General features: G+C 71.3%; 17 protein-coding genes and 2 pseudogenes. 7 read left to right on the top strand and 12 right to left on the bottom strand.

Features of this window, described 5'->3' with window-relative positions; genetic code table 11:
* Positions 1–176: 176 nt before the first annotated feature.
* Positions 177–1,424, top strand: a complete 1,248-nt coding sequence (locus ACNTMW_RS14095; RefSeq protein WP_426633966.1) for a vanadium-dependent haloperoxidase — start codon at positions 177–179, stop codon at positions 1,422–1,424.
* Between the two features lie 74 nt (positions 1,425–1,498).
* On the opposite strand, the gene ACNTMW_RS14090 is transcribed toward ACNTMW_RS14095, so the two are convergent.
* From ACNTMW_RS14090 to ACNTMW_RS14070, 5 genes and pseudogenes are all read right to left on the bottom strand, one after another.
* On the bottom strand, positions 1,499–2,188 hold the full coding sequence (locus ACNTMW_RS14090) for an IS6 family transposase (RefSeq protein WP_426634005.1): 690 nt from the start codon (positions 2,186–2,188) through the stop codon (positions 1,499–1,501).
* A 77-nt stretch (positions 2,189–2,265) separates the two neighbouring features.
* Positions 2,266–2,566 (bottom strand): annotated as a pseudogene (locus ACNTMW_RS14085) (transposase family protein); the annotation flags it as partial.
* Between the two features lie 66 nt (positions 2,567–2,632).
* Positions 2,633–2,986 carry a hypothetical protein gene (locus tag ACNTMW_RS14080; RefSeq protein ID WP_426633965.1) on the bottom strand — a complete coding sequence of 118 codons (354 nt, stop codon included), beginning with the start codon at positions 2,984–2,986 and terminating at the stop codon, positions 2,633–2,635.
* A gap of 123 nt (positions 2,987–3,109) precedes the next feature.
* A complete protein-coding gene (locus ACNTMW_RS14075) occupies positions 3,110–3,904 on the bottom strand; it encodes a DUF2267 domain-containing protein (protein ID WP_426633964.1) in 795 nt (264 codons plus the stop codon).
* Between the two features lie 19 nt (positions 3,905–3,923).
* Positions 3,924–4,502 carry a Dps family protein gene (locus ACNTMW_RS14070; protein ID WP_426633963.1) on the bottom strand — a complete coding sequence of 193 codons (579 nt, stop codon included), beginning with the start codon at positions 4,500–4,502 and terminating at the stop codon, positions 3,924–3,926.
* A 110-nt stretch (positions 4,503–4,612) separates the two neighbouring features.
* Here ACNTMW_RS14070 and rpsD point away from each other — a divergent pair, with 110 nt between their 5' ends.
* Together rpsD and ACNTMW_RS14060 are read left to right on the top strand one after the other, a co-directional pair.
* Complete coding sequence (gene rpsD, locus ACNTMW_RS14065) at positions 4,613–5,152, top strand: 30S ribosomal protein S4 (protein WP_426633962.1); 540 nt, start codon at positions 4,613–4,615, stop codon at positions 5,150–5,152.
* A gap of 64 nt (positions 5,153–5,216) precedes the next feature.
* A complete protein-coding gene (locus ACNTMW_RS14060) occupies positions 5,217–5,492 on the top strand; it encodes an enoyl-CoA hydratase/isomerase family protein (RefSeq protein ID WP_426633961.1) in 276 nt (91 codons plus the stop codon).
* A 118-nt stretch (positions 5,493–5,610) separates the two neighbouring features.
* On the opposite strand, the gene ACNTMW_RS14055 is transcribed toward ACNTMW_RS14060, so the two are convergent.
* Complete coding sequence (locus ACNTMW_RS14055; protein ID WP_426633960.1) at positions 5,611–5,754, bottom strand: hypothetical protein; 144 nt, start codon at positions 5,752–5,754, stop codon at positions 5,611–5,613.
* Between ACNTMW_RS14055 and ACNTMW_RS14050 the strand changes: the two genes are divergently transcribed.
* Positions 5,753–5,893, top strand: a complete 141-nt coding sequence (locus tag ACNTMW_RS14050; protein WP_426633959.1) for a hypothetical protein — start codon at positions 5,753–5,755, stop codon at positions 5,891–5,893. The two genes, ACNTMW_RS14055 and ACNTMW_RS14050, sit on opposite strands and share 2 nt — an antisense overlap.
* A 95-nt stretch (positions 5,894–5,988) precedes the next feature.
* Here the strand turns inward: ACNTMW_RS14050 and ACNTMW_RS14045 are convergent.
* From ACNTMW_RS14045 to ACNTMW_RS14020, 6 genes and pseudogenes are all read right to left on the bottom strand, one after another.
* Positions 5,989–6,186, bottom strand: a pseudogene (locus ACNTMW_RS14045) (transposase); the annotation flags it as partial.
* Positions 6,187–6,243: 57 nt separating this feature from the next.
* Positions 6,244–6,633 carry a DUF2267 domain-containing protein gene (locus ACNTMW_RS14040; RefSeq protein ID WP_426633958.1) on the bottom strand — a complete coding sequence of 130 codons (390 nt, stop codon included), beginning with the start codon at positions 6,631–6,633 and terminating at the stop codon, positions 6,244–6,246.
* 602 nt (positions 6,634–7,235) lie between these two features.
* Positions 7,236–7,466: a hypothetical protein gene (locus tag ACNTMW_RS14035; protein ID WP_426634007.1), complete on the bottom strand. Its 231-nt coding sequence runs from the start codon at positions 7,464–7,466 to the stop codon at positions 7,236–7,238.
* Positions 7,467–7,671: 205 nt separating this feature from the next.
* Positions 7,672–8,748 carry a hypothetical protein gene (locus ACNTMW_RS14030; protein WP_426633957.1) on the bottom strand — a complete coding sequence of 359 codons (1,077 nt, stop codon included), beginning with the start codon at positions 8,746–8,748 and terminating at the stop codon, positions 7,672–7,674.
* A gap of 230 nt (positions 8,749–8,978) precedes the next feature.
* Positions 8,979–9,437, bottom strand: a complete 459-nt coding sequence (locus ACNTMW_RS14025; RefSeq protein WP_426633956.1) for a hypothetical protein — start codon at positions 9,435–9,437, stop codon at positions 8,979–8,981.
* Between the two features lie 208 nt (positions 9,438–9,645).
* The gene (locus tag ACNTMW_RS14020; RefSeq protein ID WP_426633955.1) at positions 9,646–9,945 is read right to left on the bottom strand and encodes a hypothetical protein; all 300 of its coding nucleotides are present in this window, start codon (positions 9,943–9,945) and stop codon (positions 9,646–9,648) included.
* A 235-nt stretch (positions 9,946–10,180) separates the two neighbouring features.
* On the opposite strand from ACNTMW_RS14020, the gene ACNTMW_RS14015 reads away from it, so the two are divergent.
* The 3 genes from ACNTMW_RS14015 (at position 10,181) to ACNTMW_RS14005 (ending at position 13,954) form a co-directional block, all read left to right on the top strand.
* Positions 10,181–10,549: a hypothetical protein gene (locus ACNTMW_RS14015; RefSeq protein WP_426633954.1), complete on the top strand. Its 369-nt coding sequence runs from the start codon at positions 10,181–10,183 to the stop codon at positions 10,547–10,549.
* 97 nt (positions 10,550–10,646) lie between these two features.
* The gene (locus tag ACNTMW_RS14010) at positions 10,647–12,653 is read left to right on the top strand and encodes an erythromycin esterase family protein (protein ID WP_426633953.1); all 2,007 of its coding nucleotides are present in this window, start codon (positions 10,647–10,649) and stop codon (positions 12,651–12,653) included.
* Between the two features lie 230 nt (positions 12,654–12,883).
* Positions 12,884–13,954, top strand: coding sequence for a glycosyltransferase family 4 protein (locus ACNTMW_RS14005; protein ID WP_426634004.1), 1,071 nt, complete (start codon positions 12,884–12,886; stop codon positions 13,952–13,954).
* Positions 13,955–13,976: the final 22 nt, after the last annotated feature.

The raw sequence follows: 13,976 nt of genomic DNA, 5'->3' as shown, positions 1-13,976 counted from the left end.
CAGGCCGAGGGGTTCGGCTGCCACTGGTCCGCCCGTTCGGCCAGTGTGGAGCCTGCGGGTGAGGCGGTAGCATGCCTCTCGACATTCACTTGCGTAAATGGAAATGCAGCTGGCGTCGCCAGCGGGGGGAGGTAGGGATGACACGTCAGGTTCGCAGCCGCCGAACAGTCCTCAGCGTGGCGGTCACCGGTATCCTCGCCGCCGCGTCGCAGGCCGCCGTCGGTGCCCCTCCGGCGCAGGCTGCGGAAGCGAGCACGTCCGAGAATGCCGTCATCGTCTGGGACCGCAACGCGCAATCCGCGATCTGGGACGTGGCAGGCCAGCAGCCGCAGGTCCAGGCGCGCAGCTTCGCCATGGTGCACGGCGCCATCTACGACGCGGTCAACGCCATCGCCGGGACGCCCTACCAGCCGTACCTGACCGCGCCGGCCACCAACGGCCGCGAGTCGGTGAACGCGGCCGTCGGCACCGCCGCCTTCCAGGTGCTCAGCTCCCTGTTCCCGGCCCAGCAGGCGCGGCTGCAGACGCAGTACGACCAGTGGCTGGCCGCTGTACCTGACGGCAGCGCGAAGCGGCGCGGGATCTCGGTGGGCAGCCAGACCGCCGCCGCGATGATCAGCGCCCGGCAGAACGACGGGGCGTTCGGCAACGCGGCCTGGCCCGTCGGCACCGGACCCGGCCAGTGGCGGCCCACCCCGCCGACCAACGCCAACGACGGCGCATGGGTGGCCAACCTCAAGCCGTTCCTCATCCCCAGCGCGTCGATGTTCCGCTCGTCCGGCCCGCCCGCGCTCACCAGCGAGCAGTACGCCCGGGACTTCAACGAGGTCAAAACGATCGGCGCCGTCAACAGCAGCGTCCGGACGGCGGACCAGACCCAGGCCGCGACCTGGTGGCACGACCGGCACCTCGGCGAATGGGAGATCAAGCGCCAGCTCGCCACGACCCAGCGCCTGAACACCCTGCAGGCGGCGCGGATGTTCGCGATGGTCGACCTCGCCGAGGCCGACGCGACGACCGCCTGTTACAACGAGAAGGCCGCCTGGATGTTCTGGCGTCCGGTCACCGCCGTCCAACTGGCCGACACCGACGGCAACCCGGCCACCGAGGCCGATGCCGGCTGGATGCCGCTCCTCGTCACCCCACCGCACCCCGACTTCACCTCCGGGCACACGTGCTTCACCGCGGCCAGCATGCTGGCGCTGCGGTACTTCTACGGTCGCGACGACATCCCGTTCAGCGCCTACAGCGAGGCCTCGGGCACCACCCGGTCGTTCGGCAGCTTCTCCCAGGCCATCGCCGAGGTCATCGAGGCCCGCATCTGGGGCGGCATCCACACCCGCACGGCCGACGTCGAGGGCGCGAAGATCGGCGCCAAGGTGACCGCGTACATGATCAGCAACTACTTCCGCCCACGGCGGTGACAGACCGGGCGTGCGGCGGCGCCGTTGCGTTGTGGAACCGGCAGAGACGTGTTGAACCCGCGCCCGGTCGGCGGTCAGATCGCTTGGGCGAGTTCGGTGAACGCGACGGCGATCCGCAGGGCCGGTGGGGCGTCGACGGCGAGTTCGTAGTGGCCGCGGCGAAGGTTCTGCATGAAGGCGTGTCCGGTGATGATCACTTGTGCTGTCTGGTCCGCTCGTAGCCCGCGCATCGGTCTCAGCCTGTGTTTCAGCTGGCTGTGATCAGCCTCGATCGGATTATTGGCGTACTGCTCGACGTGGTGCCAGGCCGACGGGATCAACTCGTCCAGGACGCCGGGGTAGACCGCGGCGGCGTCGGTGACCACCTCGCTGGGCGTCACCTTCAACGCCGATAGCGCTCGTCGGAAGAACCGCCGGGCCGCGTCGGCGTCGCGGCGTGCCGAGACGAGCACGTCGATGACCTGCCCGTACTGGTCGACCGCCCGGTAGACGTAGCGCCAGACTCCGTTGACTTTGACGTAGGTCTCGTCGACGTGCCACCGGTCACCCGGCGAGTGCCGGCAGAACCGGGCAGCGTCGGCCAGCAGTGGGGTGAACCGCTGCACCCACCGATACACGGTGACGTGATCGACCTCGACGCCACGCTCGACCAGCAGTTCCTCGACATTGCGATAGGACAAATTGAACCGCAGATACCAGCGCACCGCGACGACGATCACTTCCGGTAGGAACCGGAACCCGGCGAACGCCGAAGTCGGCGGCAACCAGGGGCGAGGACGACCCGACGACTTCACAGCCCAAGCCTGCCTCGATCACGCCAACGCTCAACGCAACAGTGCCGCAGCAGTTGGGTGACGTCGTTGCGCTGGGCGCCGGTCAGGCCGACCGCGAGCGGGACACCGGCCGCGTCGGTGAGGACATGGTGTTTGGAGCCCGTCCGGACGCGGTCGACCGGGCTCGGCCCGGTTTGGGCCGCCCTTGGGCGCCCGGACCTGCGAGCTGTCGGTCACCGCCCTCGACCAGTTAAGGCGGTCGGCGCCCTGCAGCTCGGCCAGCAGCAGTTCGTGCAGCCGCTGCCACACCCCGGCCCGGTTCCATTCCTCCAGGCGGCGCCAGCAGGTCATCCCGGACCCGAACCCCAGCTCCGGACCGCCTCCGTTGCGGACGGGTGGTGCGGGAACAGCCCGGTTGCTGTGCCGGGCATCAGGTCAGTGGGTGCGCGTACGCGCAGTGCGGTGGTCTGCGACGGGCCAGGGCGACGCCCGGCCGCGCAGCGGCAGGCGCGCCGGCACGGTGACGCGGCCGTCGCGGCGGGGTGCGGCGACTGCCGGCAGCGCCAGCGCCACAAGCGTGGCGGACGTGGCCACCGCGCCGACCGTCGGCGGCGCCACGGCGCGCGCCGCTCGTGCCATGAGCGGCGCGTGCAGCGGCGCGCCGGTGGTACGGACGGCCATCTGTGCGCGGCGGATGGCGGGTAGCGGCGCGGAGACCGCGGCGCGCGGCGCGCCGGCGTGGCCTGACAGGGCGGCAGCAGCGGACCACAGGGCTGCCGTGGCGGCCATCGCCGCGGCGAGGATGCCCGCCGCCGCGGCCGCTTGCCGACCATGACGATCATGATGCGGCCACAGGCTGAGAGAATCCCGTAGTCGGCGCTGTGAAATTGCTGAGTGTCGCCGCCGGCCGGTTCAGCCCTGCCGGGCCACGAGGTTCCAGTACTCGTTCGGCAACTGCACTGTGACGTCGAAGAACTCGGTGCGCACCGTCTCCCGCAACGTGTTGAACACCGCTCGCGCGTACTCGCGCGCCGCGGGCGGCGGCAGCGCGGCGCGGTCGGGGGGGATTCCGGTCCGCTCGGCGACCCGGTTGAGGAACTCGTTCACCGACATGCGGCTCGTCGCCTCGTTCGCCCGCGCCGCGCCCCGTTTGAGCGGTGGGTGCAGCGACACCGGAAGCTGGGTCAGCAGGTCGTCGACCTCGCCCTCGCCGATGCGCTCGCCGAGCGTTTCCAGCACGGCCTCGGTGGCCCGCCGGGCGAGGTCGGTGTTGACGCCGGCCCGCCTGGCGACCCCGGCCAGGAACGCGTCGCCGGACGCACCGCCGCCGGCGCCCGGCCCCTTGGGCAGGAGCGGCACGTAGTCGTTGGACAGCCGGGCGACCAGGTGGGCGTACGCTTCGTCGCTCAGCGCCCGGCCCAGCGCCAGGAAGACCGCGCGCACGTGCCGCGCGGCCGTGGCGTCGTCGGTGTGTTCGCGCTCGGCGACCCGGCGCAGGAACTCGGTCACATCGAACGACTGCGCGGGGCCCTCCGAGAAGAGCCAGCCGCCCAGCTCAAGTGGCAGCTGAGGCACCAGATGACGGCATTCGTCGCGGCCCAGGTGCTCGCCCAGCGTCGCGAGCGTGGCCTGCGTCGCGCGCTCGGCGGTCTCCCGGTCGCCGCCGGCCGCCTGCTCGACGAGGGAGATGAACCGGTCGTAGTCCACTGTGTCATCACCGTCCAGGTCAGGGCGTCTCCGCGTGGACCAGCGGCGTGTCGACGAGGTGTTCGGCGAGGAACCACGCCTGCAGCTCCCCGGTGCGGATGACACCGGAGACCAGCAGGTCGTTGGTGCCGTCGTCGCCTAGCTCCGCGACGCGGGCCGCGGCGTCGTGCGACTCCTTGAGAAGGATCTCGTGGGCCTCCAGCAGCCGGGACAGCATCGCCGGTACCTCTTCGGCCCCGTCCGGCGCGCGCGGCACCGCGGTGATCTCGGCGGCCTTACGCGGATCGCCGACCGCGACCCCGCCGAGGGTCTGCACCCGCTCGGCCAGCGAGTCCACCAGCTCGCGCTGCTCGTCGGCGTGCTTGTCCGACAGGAGATGCAGTTGGTAGAACGTCACGCCGCGCACCAGCCAGTGGTGCTTCTTGTACAGCGCGTAGAGGATCTCGGTATCCGCCAGGATCCGGTTCAGGCGCTCGCACGAGTACCTGCGCGTCTCGCTCGACAACGCGACCGGAAACTGCCGGACGGTGCCGAAGGCCTGGACCTCGCGGCTCGGCTGATGCAGCCAGGGCTGGCTCCGGACCTCCGTGGCTGTCATAGCGGCAGGACTGCCCCGATCCCCGCGTTCGTAACCTGGGCCGGTCCGGGTGAGAAAGGGGCCGGGTGAGAAAGGGGTAGGACGACGGCCGACGGGGGTAGGGACGGGCGATGCCGACCCGGCCGAAGGTGCGCCTGTCCCGCGCGCTCGGTATCCCGCTCACACCCAAGTCGACCCGGTACTTCTACTTCGAACGCCGGCCGTACCCGCCCGGCGTGCACGTCCGGGAACGGCACCTGCGCCGCGTCGTCGACGAGGCGTTCCACAGTCCCGGCCGGACCGGCGAGACGCTCATCGAACTGCTCGAGCGGCGGCTGGACGCCGTGGTGCTGCGGGCCGGCTTCGCCCGTACCATCTACCAGGCCCGCCAGCTGGTCTCCCACGGTCACTTCGAGGTGGACGGGCAGCGGGTCGACGTTCCGTCGTACCGCGTGCGGCCGGGCCAGACCGTCCGGGCGCGGGAGGCCGCCCGGGACAAGCCGCCACTCGTGCTCGCCGCCGCCGGGGCCAACGCGCCGGCCGGTCCGGTCCCGCCCTACCTCGACGTGCGGCTGCCGGAGCTCACCGCCACCCTCATCCGCGAACCGAAGCGTTCGGAAGTGCCGGTCATCTGCAACGAACAGCTGGTCGTCGAGTACTACGCGCGGTGAACACCGGCTACTGCGCCTGGCCGAGTCGGACGCCCGGCTGGGGATCACGCCCGCGAAGCTGGGCGTGGTCTATCCGGCGGTGCCCACCGCCTGGCTGGTGCGCCTGGTCGGACCGGCGCGCGCCAAGTACCTGCTGTTCACCGCCGACCTGATCGACGCCGAGCGGGCCGCGGCGTTCGGCCTGGTCGACGAGGTGGCGCCGGCCGGCGAGGTGGAGGGCCGGGCCCTCGCCCTGGCGCGGACGATCGCCGCGCGATCACCGCAGAACCTCGGCGCGGCCAAGGACGTCGTCGACGCGGTCGTGGCCGGTGACGATCCGCAGCGGGCCGTCGCGTCGTAGGAGCGCGCCTCCCGGCACGCGCCGGACGTCCGCGAGGGCCTTGCCGCGTTCCTGGAACGGCGCCCGCCCAGCTTCCAGCCCGTGCCCGAGAGCAGGTGACCGGTGCCGTCGCCCCGTGTCAGGCGACCGGTGCCGTCGCGATCTGGAACCTGCCCTTGCCGCGCGACTTCGCACCGTACATGGCCGCGTCGGAGCGCCGCAGCAGCGCGCTGGCGTCGTCGTCCGCCCGTACCACCGCGACGCCGGGCGGCGATCTCGACATGACCGCCGCCTTGCCCAACAACGCGGACGAGGAGACCACCTTCCTGTACGACATGCACCTCGACGACGGTGGTGTCGGCGCCTATCCACAGACCTTCACACCCGACGAACTCAGCCCACTTGCTGGCGCTGGCGGTTGATGGCTGGTCTTCGGGTCGTCATCCCGGCTGCTATGCCGGCCGTAGTTGGCGGACTAGTCTGCGCTGTCGCGCGCTAAGAGTTCCTAACGAAATGGTCATTTGCTGAGGCGGCGGTAGCAGATCATGGCGCAGGCCAGGGTGAGGAACGCCTCGTGGATGTCGTCGCGGATCTCCCAGCGGATGCGCAGCCGCCGGAACCAGTGCAGCAGCGCGATGGTCTGCTCGACGACCCAGCGGTAGCCGCCCAGACCGGAACCGTGCGGGGTGCCGCGTCGGGCGATGACCGGCGTGACGTGATCGCCTACAGATGCCTCGATCCGCAGACCTGAACCCCCGCCGGGGTTGGCCGGCTACCGCCGTTTGACCAGGGTCGGCACCAGGTTCTGGAACTCCTTCGGGAGCTGGGCCATGATGTCCTGGAATTCGCCGGTGCTGACGGCCGCGTCCAGCGTCTGGAACACGGCCTCCACGCCCCGGAGCGCCGTGTCCCGGTCCACGCCGGCGCGCAGGCCCGTGCGGCGGATGAACTCGTTCAGGTCGAACCCCTCGGCGGACTCCTGCTTCTTGTCCAGGAACGGCTTCAACTCCTTCGGCAACTGCGCGGCCAGATCCCTGGCCTCACCACCGGTGATCCGGTCGGCGAGGGTCGACAAGGTCGCCTGGGTCAGGGACTCCGCCTGCCCCAGCGAGGTGCCCCCCATCCGCTCGGCGACCTTCTCGACGAACTGTGCGTACTTCATCGCGGATCGTCCTCTCGTATCGCAGCCCGTCGGCTACCCGCGCGTCACCCGACGAAACGGCCCGACGTCGGCGTCGCCCGTACGCGTGTCAGGCCGGGAGGCGCAGGCTGTGGCGTCCGCCACACCCGCGCCTGTCCCGTCCGCGATGGGCGTACCCCTCGTGTGCGGCATGAGCGAACGAATGAACTTCGCCGCCGTCGCGCCGGCGGCGTACCACGCGGTCTCCGGGCTGGAGCGCCACGTCGGGCAGCACGTGGACCACCGGCTCGCGGAGCTGGTAAAGCTGTGCGTGTCGATCCTCAACGGCTGTTCCTTCTGCGTCGATCAGTACCCGGGTCAAGGTCCGGCCCGAACTGGAGAAGGCACTCACCCTGGCCCGCGAGATCAAGCGGGCCGCCGGCGACCAGCCGGTCATCCTCACCATCCACGAGATGAAACGCCTGGCCCGCAACGCCGCCGAACTGATGACCTTCCCCGCCACCCTGCAGGCCGCCGGCATCAGCTCGAACTGCTCACCGGCCCGCTCACCGGCATCTACGACCCACCGGCATGGGCTCCATGCTGTTCGCCGTCTGCGCCGTGGCCGCCCAGCTCGACCGCGACTACATCCGCGAGAAGACCCTCGATGGCCAGCGCTCCGCCGCCGCCCGCGGCAACCACGGCGGCCACCCGAAGGTCATCGACGACGACTCGTTCTTGAGGCACTCCTCGAAGCCGCCGCGGTACCGCGTGCCCGCGACCAGGCTGGTCAGGTCGAGCTGGATCAGCCGCTTGCTGACGGGCGTGCGGGGCACGTCGCCGTCGCAGATCCGCTGCGCGAGCCCCTCGACCACCTAGGGTCCCTCCAGCGGCGATCAGCGTGCCTCAGGGACGCTCACCGCCGATCAGCGGCGACAGCGCCACTGGCGGCCGCATGCCGTTCACGCCGACCACCATGGTCTTGACTGGTGATCACCCGGGCACACCGCCGCGCTGCCGCCCCGGCCACGTAGACGACCGGGACCAGCACACGATCGGGCCGCATCCACCCGTCAGCCACTACCGGGACAGTTGCCGGTCGGGCTGGTAGCCGTACGCGGCCTCCCGTACGTCCTCGTCGCTTTCCGCCGCGGCGCCGAGCGCCCCGCCGAGAGTCGCGAGCGAGCAGGCCAACCACGCCAGCTTGAGTTGGTCACCGACACCGACCGGATGGCCGACGATCCCGGCGAGGGTGCGCCCCGGCACGAGCAGCACCGTACCGGCCAGCATCAGCACGAACAGCGCGAGATAGAGCGTCAGTACCCCGATGACGACGGTGGCCACGGTGACGACGTTGAACAGGATGACCTGCTCACGCGCGGAGGTCCGGGGCGGCACGCGCTCCCACAGGCCGGCGCCGACGATGACGGCCAGCACCACCGCGACGACGGAGCCGAGCCCCAGCAGGCCCAGCCGGACCGGTCCGAGCCCGTCGGCGATCCGCCAGACGTCGCTCAGGACGATCGCGAGCACCCCGGTCGCGAGCGCGGCGATCAGAGCATCCGACAAGCGCAGCGTCAGCCGCCAGGGGCGATTGGCGCGCAGCATGCCCAGCAGCAGCCGGAGATTACCGGTGATCGCGCCGGCGACCAGGCCGAACCCGTGCCCGTCCAGCTCGACCCGACCCCCGATCTCTTTCGCCCGCCGGGTGAGCAGCGACTGCCGACGCAGGTCGCGGTTGGAGCCGGCACGGGGCGCCTCGCCATCGCCGAGCAGCGCGGCGACGAGGCGGACGACGGCCTCCGACGCGCGACGGGCGACCGCGACGGGCCCCAGGGCGGGCAGCGACAGCACCGCGACCCCGTGCGTCATGCTGGCATGCGCGACGACCGGGCGTCGAGCCGTCTGCAACGGCAGGTCCGTGATGCACACCGCGAACTGCCAGCCTTCGGCCAGGGCCCGGCTGCGGGCTGCCGACACGAGGCGGCTCAGGTCCGCCGGCCGTTCGACGAGCCGGTCGCAGACGTACCGCACCTCCCACCGCACACCCGGGATCCGGTCCGCGAGGCGCCCGGCAAGATCGGATAGCACGCTTTCGGCCAGTTCGGCGCAGATCCCCGGCGATGCGATCACGCCGACGACCACGTTGGGCTCCATAGGCCCATCGGCGGGGAGGCGGTCCCGCTCGAGCGATCGCCCCACCCCCACAGTCTCCCAGACCGATGCCGGATGGCAGGTGGAGCGGCGGATCGGTGGGCTCGCGCCGGGACTCCCCCGTGATCGCTGCGGTGCGACGGCCGTCCGTGCGGCGGTGTACTTCCCGGCGCGATGAGCGCGTCCGTCGTACCGCGCCGGCACGGTTTGTCATGGCAACGGCACCCGAACGATCACCACACCATGGCCGAACGGACAAACCTTGCAGGAGGAAAGCAATCGGTCCCTCTAATCTGCAGGGAGGAAGTATTTACTGAGGCAAATCCGACGGCGCGCATGAACGACAGCAGCAGCGGAGCGCGCACTCCGATCACCGCGGCGGTGAGCCCGGTCGCCACCGTGCCGATCGCCAGGTACCCGGACAGCCGGAACTCGGAGCGGATCACCGACCACGGCGGCACCCGGTTGACGACGCCGACGATCTGGGCCAGGCAGCACAGGTTGACCGCGGTGAACACGACCGTGCCGAGCAGCACGCCGACCAGTACCCGCAGGGTGAGCGTGCCGGGAATGCCGCCGACGAGGCGGACCACCGCGACCAGCGGCGACACCGCCGCCGCGTACGTGCCGAGGTTGAACAGGATCTTCACCGGTGTGCGGCGCTGGACGACGCTGGCGGGTTCGGGCCCCACGAGCACACCGCCGCGAAACGGCCGGCCGGTGCGGGTACCGTCCGGTCACCGGACGGTACCCGCACCGTCCGGCAGATTCATCCGGGTCTCCTCGCCCGACAGCCAGGCAGCGCCACGCGAGCGATGCACCCGAGCCGGGCGACCTTCCGGCCTCCCCGTGAACCGGACGCCTGAGTCGTCACCCGGCGAGCGGGCGACCTGCCACTGGTCACCGTTGGGGGTGCGGCACCCGCTCCATCGGGCTCTGCACCGGGTTGACCAGGTCGTCCGGCTGCCCGGCGTCGACGGGCAGGTAGAAGTAACGCACGAAGTCCCAGCCGGGCTCGTTCTCCAGGCTGCCCTGCCACTGGCCGAGGGCGTCCACGCCGACGACCTGCCTGGCGCCGGAGTCGGAGTCCTCCACCAACGCCCAGACGGTCAGCGGAGACGACCGGGTGACCTCAGGGCTCATCCGCCAGCGCGCGTACCAGCCCGGTGGGGCCGAGTCGAACTCGATGATCCTTTTCACGGCGCCCTTCCTTCCGCCGATTTCCCTGTGCTGCTGCCCCGGCCCGCGGCCATTATTCCTTCGGCGCGGGAACCCCCGGCTCACGACCGATCCGGGAGCCGGGTTCACGACCGCGGGCCCCGGGACGTGGGCGGTCCGGTCGACCCGACCAGGACAGGGCTTTCGGCCTTGCCCGCCGCCCGGCCTCCGGCATGTGCTTGACGGTGGTCTACGGGGTCGGGACGGTGACGAGGTAATGGCGGTCACGCTGAACGAGCGCGGGTACGTGCGGGCCCGGGAGTTGATCGAGCAGGGACGGTACGTGCTCGACGGCCGGGATGCCTGGAGCGAGCACCAGCCCTCCACCGAGGAGGAGGAGAACGAGTTCATCGCCGTGCACGGGATCGGCGAGTACGCGAAGTGGCACCTGGGCGTGGACGACGAGGAGCTGCCGGAGCGCAAGGGGCACTACAAGTTCCCGTACGGCGACTTCGACAAGGTCCACCGGTGCGGCGTGCTGTCCGCGGAGGTCCGCGCGGGCCAGTACAAGTACACCGACATCGAGCAGGCCGCGGCCCACCTGCACGGGATGCTCGAGGCGCTGCGGCAGGTGCAGAGCGCCTGACCCGTGGGCCCGGTGGAGTGTGGCCCGGGCGGTTTGTCCCCCTGGGGCCGGGTAACGACACTGCGTAGTCGGATTCACACTGAGCGGGAGGACGGACATGTCGGGCCCTGTGTTCCGTGACCGCAGGGACGCCGGCCGGGTCCTGGCCGGCCTCCTCGATCACTACCGTGACAACCCCGACGTGCTGGTGCTGGCGCTGCCCCGGGGCGGCGTACCGGTGGGGTACGAGATCGCGATGGCCCTCGGCGCCCCGCTCGACGTCTTCGTGGTCCGCAAGCTGGGCGTTCCCGGCCACGAGGAGCTCGCGATGGGCGCGATCGCCAGCGGCGGTGTGATCGTGCTCAACGACGACGTGGTCCGGGCCTTGAACATCACGCCGGAGACCATCCGGCAGGTCGCCGAGCGGGAGGGCCGCGAACTGGTGCGCCGCGAGCAGGCCTACCGGGAGGGCCGCCCCCCGATGGATGTCACGGGAAAGACCGTCATCCTCGTCGACGACGGCCTCGCCACCGGCGCGACCATGCGCGCTGCCATCCACGCCCTTCGGGAGCACGAGCCGGCCAGAATCGTGGTCGCGGTGTCGGCCGCGCCGACGTCCAGCTGCCAGGAACTGGCCGACCTGGCCGACGAGGCCGTATGCGCCACGACGCCGTCACCGTTCTTCGCCGTCGGCACCTCGTACTGGGACTTTTCCCAGATCAGCGATGAGGAGGTGCGTAACCTCCTGCGCGCCACGGCGGCCACCCACGTGCCCGCCGGAGCGCGCGGCCCGACGGAGGCGGCGACCGTACGCGCCGACGCGCTGCCGGTCGAGGCGGGCGTGCCGACCGAGGATGCGCTGTCCGACCTGGTCGGCGACGCACACTACGTGTTGATCGGCGAGGCCTCCCACGGCACCCACGAGTTCTACGCCGCCCGCGCCGCCATGACCCAGCGGCTCATCGAGCGGATGGGTTTCCAGGCGGTCGCGGTCGAGGCGGACTGGCCCGACGCCTACCGGGTGAACCGGTACGTGCACGGTCGGGGCCAGGACACGACGTCCGAGGAGGCGCTTCGCGGCTTCGAGCGGTTCCCCACCTGGATGTGGCGCAACACCGCAGTGCTCGACTTCGTCGGCTGGCTGCGCGAGCACAACGACCGCACCGCCGACGAGCGGGCCAAGGCCGGCTTCTACGGCCTGGACCTGTACAGTCTGCACCGGTCGGCGCAGGAGGTGATCGCCTACCTCGAACGGGTCGACCCGACGGCCGCCGCCCGCGCGCGTGAGCGCTACTCCTGCTTCGACCACGCCAGCGGCGACGACGGCCAGGCGTACGGCTTCGCGGCCGCCTTCGGCGCCGGTGAGACGTGCGAGCGGGAGGTGGTCGAGCAGCTCGTCGACCTGCAACGGCACGCACCCGACTACGCCCGGCGCGACGAGTTCGTCGCCGACGAGGCGCTGTTCTACGCACAGCAGAACGCCCGCGTCGTCAAAGCGGCGGCGGAGTACTACCGCACCATGTTCGGCGGCCGGATCTCGTCGTGGAACCTGCGCGACTGCCACATGGTCGACACCCTCGACGCGCTGGTCGACCACCTCGGCCACCGCCGGGGCCGGCCGGCGAAGGTCGTGGTGTGGGCCCACAACTCGCATATCGGCGACGCGCGGGCCACGGAGCTGGGCAGCCAGGGCGAGCTCAACGTCGGCCAACTGGTACGGGAGCGCCACCCCGGCGACTGCCGGCTGATCGGTTTCAGCACGTACACGGGCACGGTGACGGCGGCCGACGACTGGGGCGGCCCCGCTCAGCGCAAATGGGTCCGGTCCGGGCTCGCCGGCAGTGTCGAGGAACTGCTCCACGAGACGGGCGAGAAGGAGTTCCTCCTGTCGTTCGGCCTCGCGGCCCGGGCCGCCGAGGCGCTGCGCTCGACCCGGCTGGAGCGGGCGATCGGGGTCATCTACCGGCCGGACACCGAGCGGCAGAGCCACTACTTCCGGGTACGGGCGGCCGACCAGTTCGACGCGCTGATCCACGTCGACGAGACCCGGGCGGTCGAGCCGCTGGAACGCACGGCTCCATGGGAGCGCGGCGAGGTGCCCGAGACCTACCCGTTCACCGTGTGAGGCCCCGACGGGGTGTCCGCCGTCCCTGGCCTACCGGCTGATAGTTTGGCCTGGTAGCAACGCCCGGCACAGCGCGACCCGGTCGCCACCGCCCGGGTAGGGCTTTACGCGGGTAGCTGCGGCATGAGTTGGCGTACATCCTCATCGGCATCGACTCGGCAGTACCGGCCGGTGAGGAGTCGTCTCCGCCGGGCTCGTCGGCTGCCGGCCACACCTCCGGGCGCCGACTGATGCGCCGCTCGTTACGCATCGCGATGGTGGCCCCACCCTGGTACCGGATCCCGCCCAGCGGGTACGGCGGGGTCGAATTGGTCTGTGCGGCTCTGGTCGACGCGCTGGTCGCCCGTGGTCACCGGGTGACCCTGTTCGGCACCGGCCCGGGCAGCGGGACCGCCGCCCGGTTCGTGGGCACGGCGCGGACCCTGCAGTACCGGCGGATGGGCGAGGACATGATGCCGGTGTTGATGCACGTGGCCCGGGTCAACCGGCACTTGGCGGCCGGCCATTTCGACGTCATTCACGACCACACCGTGGCCGGGGCGCTGTCGGCTGCCGGCCGCTCGGCCCCCACCGTGGTGACCATGCACGGGCCCCCGGTCAGCGAACTGGGCGACTTCTACGACGAGGTGGGAACCGACATCCGCCTGGTGGCCATCTCCGAGGCGCAACGCCGCGAGCGCCCCGGGCTTCCCTGGGCCGGCATGATCCACAACGGGGTCGACCCGGTCGGTTTCCACCCCAGGCGCAGCGCGTACGGGCCGATCCTGTGGCTGGGCCGCTTCTGCCCCGACAAGGGCCCGGACCTGGCCATCCAGGCCTGCCGCGCCTCCACCCTGCCGCTGGTGCTCGCCGGCAAGTGCAGCGAGCGGGCCGAGCGCCGCTACCTCGACGACGTCGTGCGTCCGCTGCTCGGCCCCGGCGTCGACCTCGTCCTCAACCCCGACCGGCCCACGGCCCTGGACCTGCTCGCCACCGCCCGCTGTCTGATCCTGCCGATCCGCTGGGACGAGCCGTTCGGGATGGTCATGATCGAGGCGATGGCCTCCGGCACGCCGGTGGTCGCCCTGCGACGCGGCTCCGTGCCCGAGGTCGTCGACGACGGCGTCACCGGCTGGATCTGCGACGAACCGGCACAACTGCCGGACGCGCTGCGCCGCGCCGACGAACTCGACACCGACGCCTGCCGCACCCACGTCCGGCGGCGCTTCTCGGCCGAGGTGATGGCCTCCCGCTACGAGGCGGTGTACCGGCAGGCCATAACCAGCGGCGGCGGCCCGGACCGGACCCGACCGGGCCGCTAGCCCGCCGGCTCAGCGCGCGGGC

The sequence above is a fragment of the Planosporangium spinosum genome, from assembly GCF_049999945.1.
Taxonomy (GTDB): domain Bacteria; phylum Actinomycetota; class Actinomycetes; order Mycobacteriales; family Micromonosporaceae; genus Planosporangium; species Planosporangium spinosum.
This window is presented reverse-complemented; position numbering and strand designations above follow the sequence as displayed.

Coding starts and splice junctions, on each gene's coding strand:
- ACNTMW_RS14040 (WP_426633958.1), bottom strand. CDS start 6,633: ATGAAGTACGCACAGTTCGTCGAGAAGGTCGCCGAGCGGATGGGGGGC.
- ACNTMW_RS14080 (WP_426633965.1), bottom strand. CDS start 2,986: ATGGCCGCCACGGCAGCCCTGTGGTCCGCTGCTGCCGCCCTGTCAGGC.
- ACNTMW_RS14005 (WP_426634004.1), top strand. CDS start 12,884: ATGCGCCGCTCGTTACGCATCGCGATGGTGGCCCCACCCTGGTACCGG.
- ACNTMW_RS14010 (WP_426633953.1), top strand. CDS start 10,647: ATGTCGGGCCCTGTGTTCCGTGACCGCAGGGACGCCGGCCGGGTCCTG.
- ACNTMW_RS14055 (WP_426633960.1), bottom strand. CDS start 5,754: ATGTCGAGATCGCCGCCCGGCGTCGCGGTGGTACGGGCGGACGACGAC.
- rpsD (WP_426633962.1), top strand. CDS start 4,613: ATGCCGACCCGGCCGAAGGTGCGCCTGTCCCGCGCGCTCGGTATCCCG.
- ACNTMW_RS14050 (WP_426633959.1), top strand. CDS start 5,753: ATGACCGCCGCCTTGCCCAACAACGCGGACGAGGAGACCACCTTCCTG.
- ACNTMW_RS14070 (WP_426633963.1), bottom strand. CDS start 4,502: ATGACAGCCACGGAGGTCCGGAGCCAGCCCTGGCTGCATCAGCCGAGC.
- ACNTMW_RS14015 (WP_426633954.1), top strand. CDS start 10,181: ATGGCGGTCACGCTGAACGAGCGCGGGTACGTGCGGGCCCGGGAGTTG.
- ACNTMW_RS14030 (WP_426633957.1), bottom strand. CDS start 8,748: ATGGAGCCCAACGTGGTCGTCGGCGTGATCGCATCGCCGGGGATCTGC.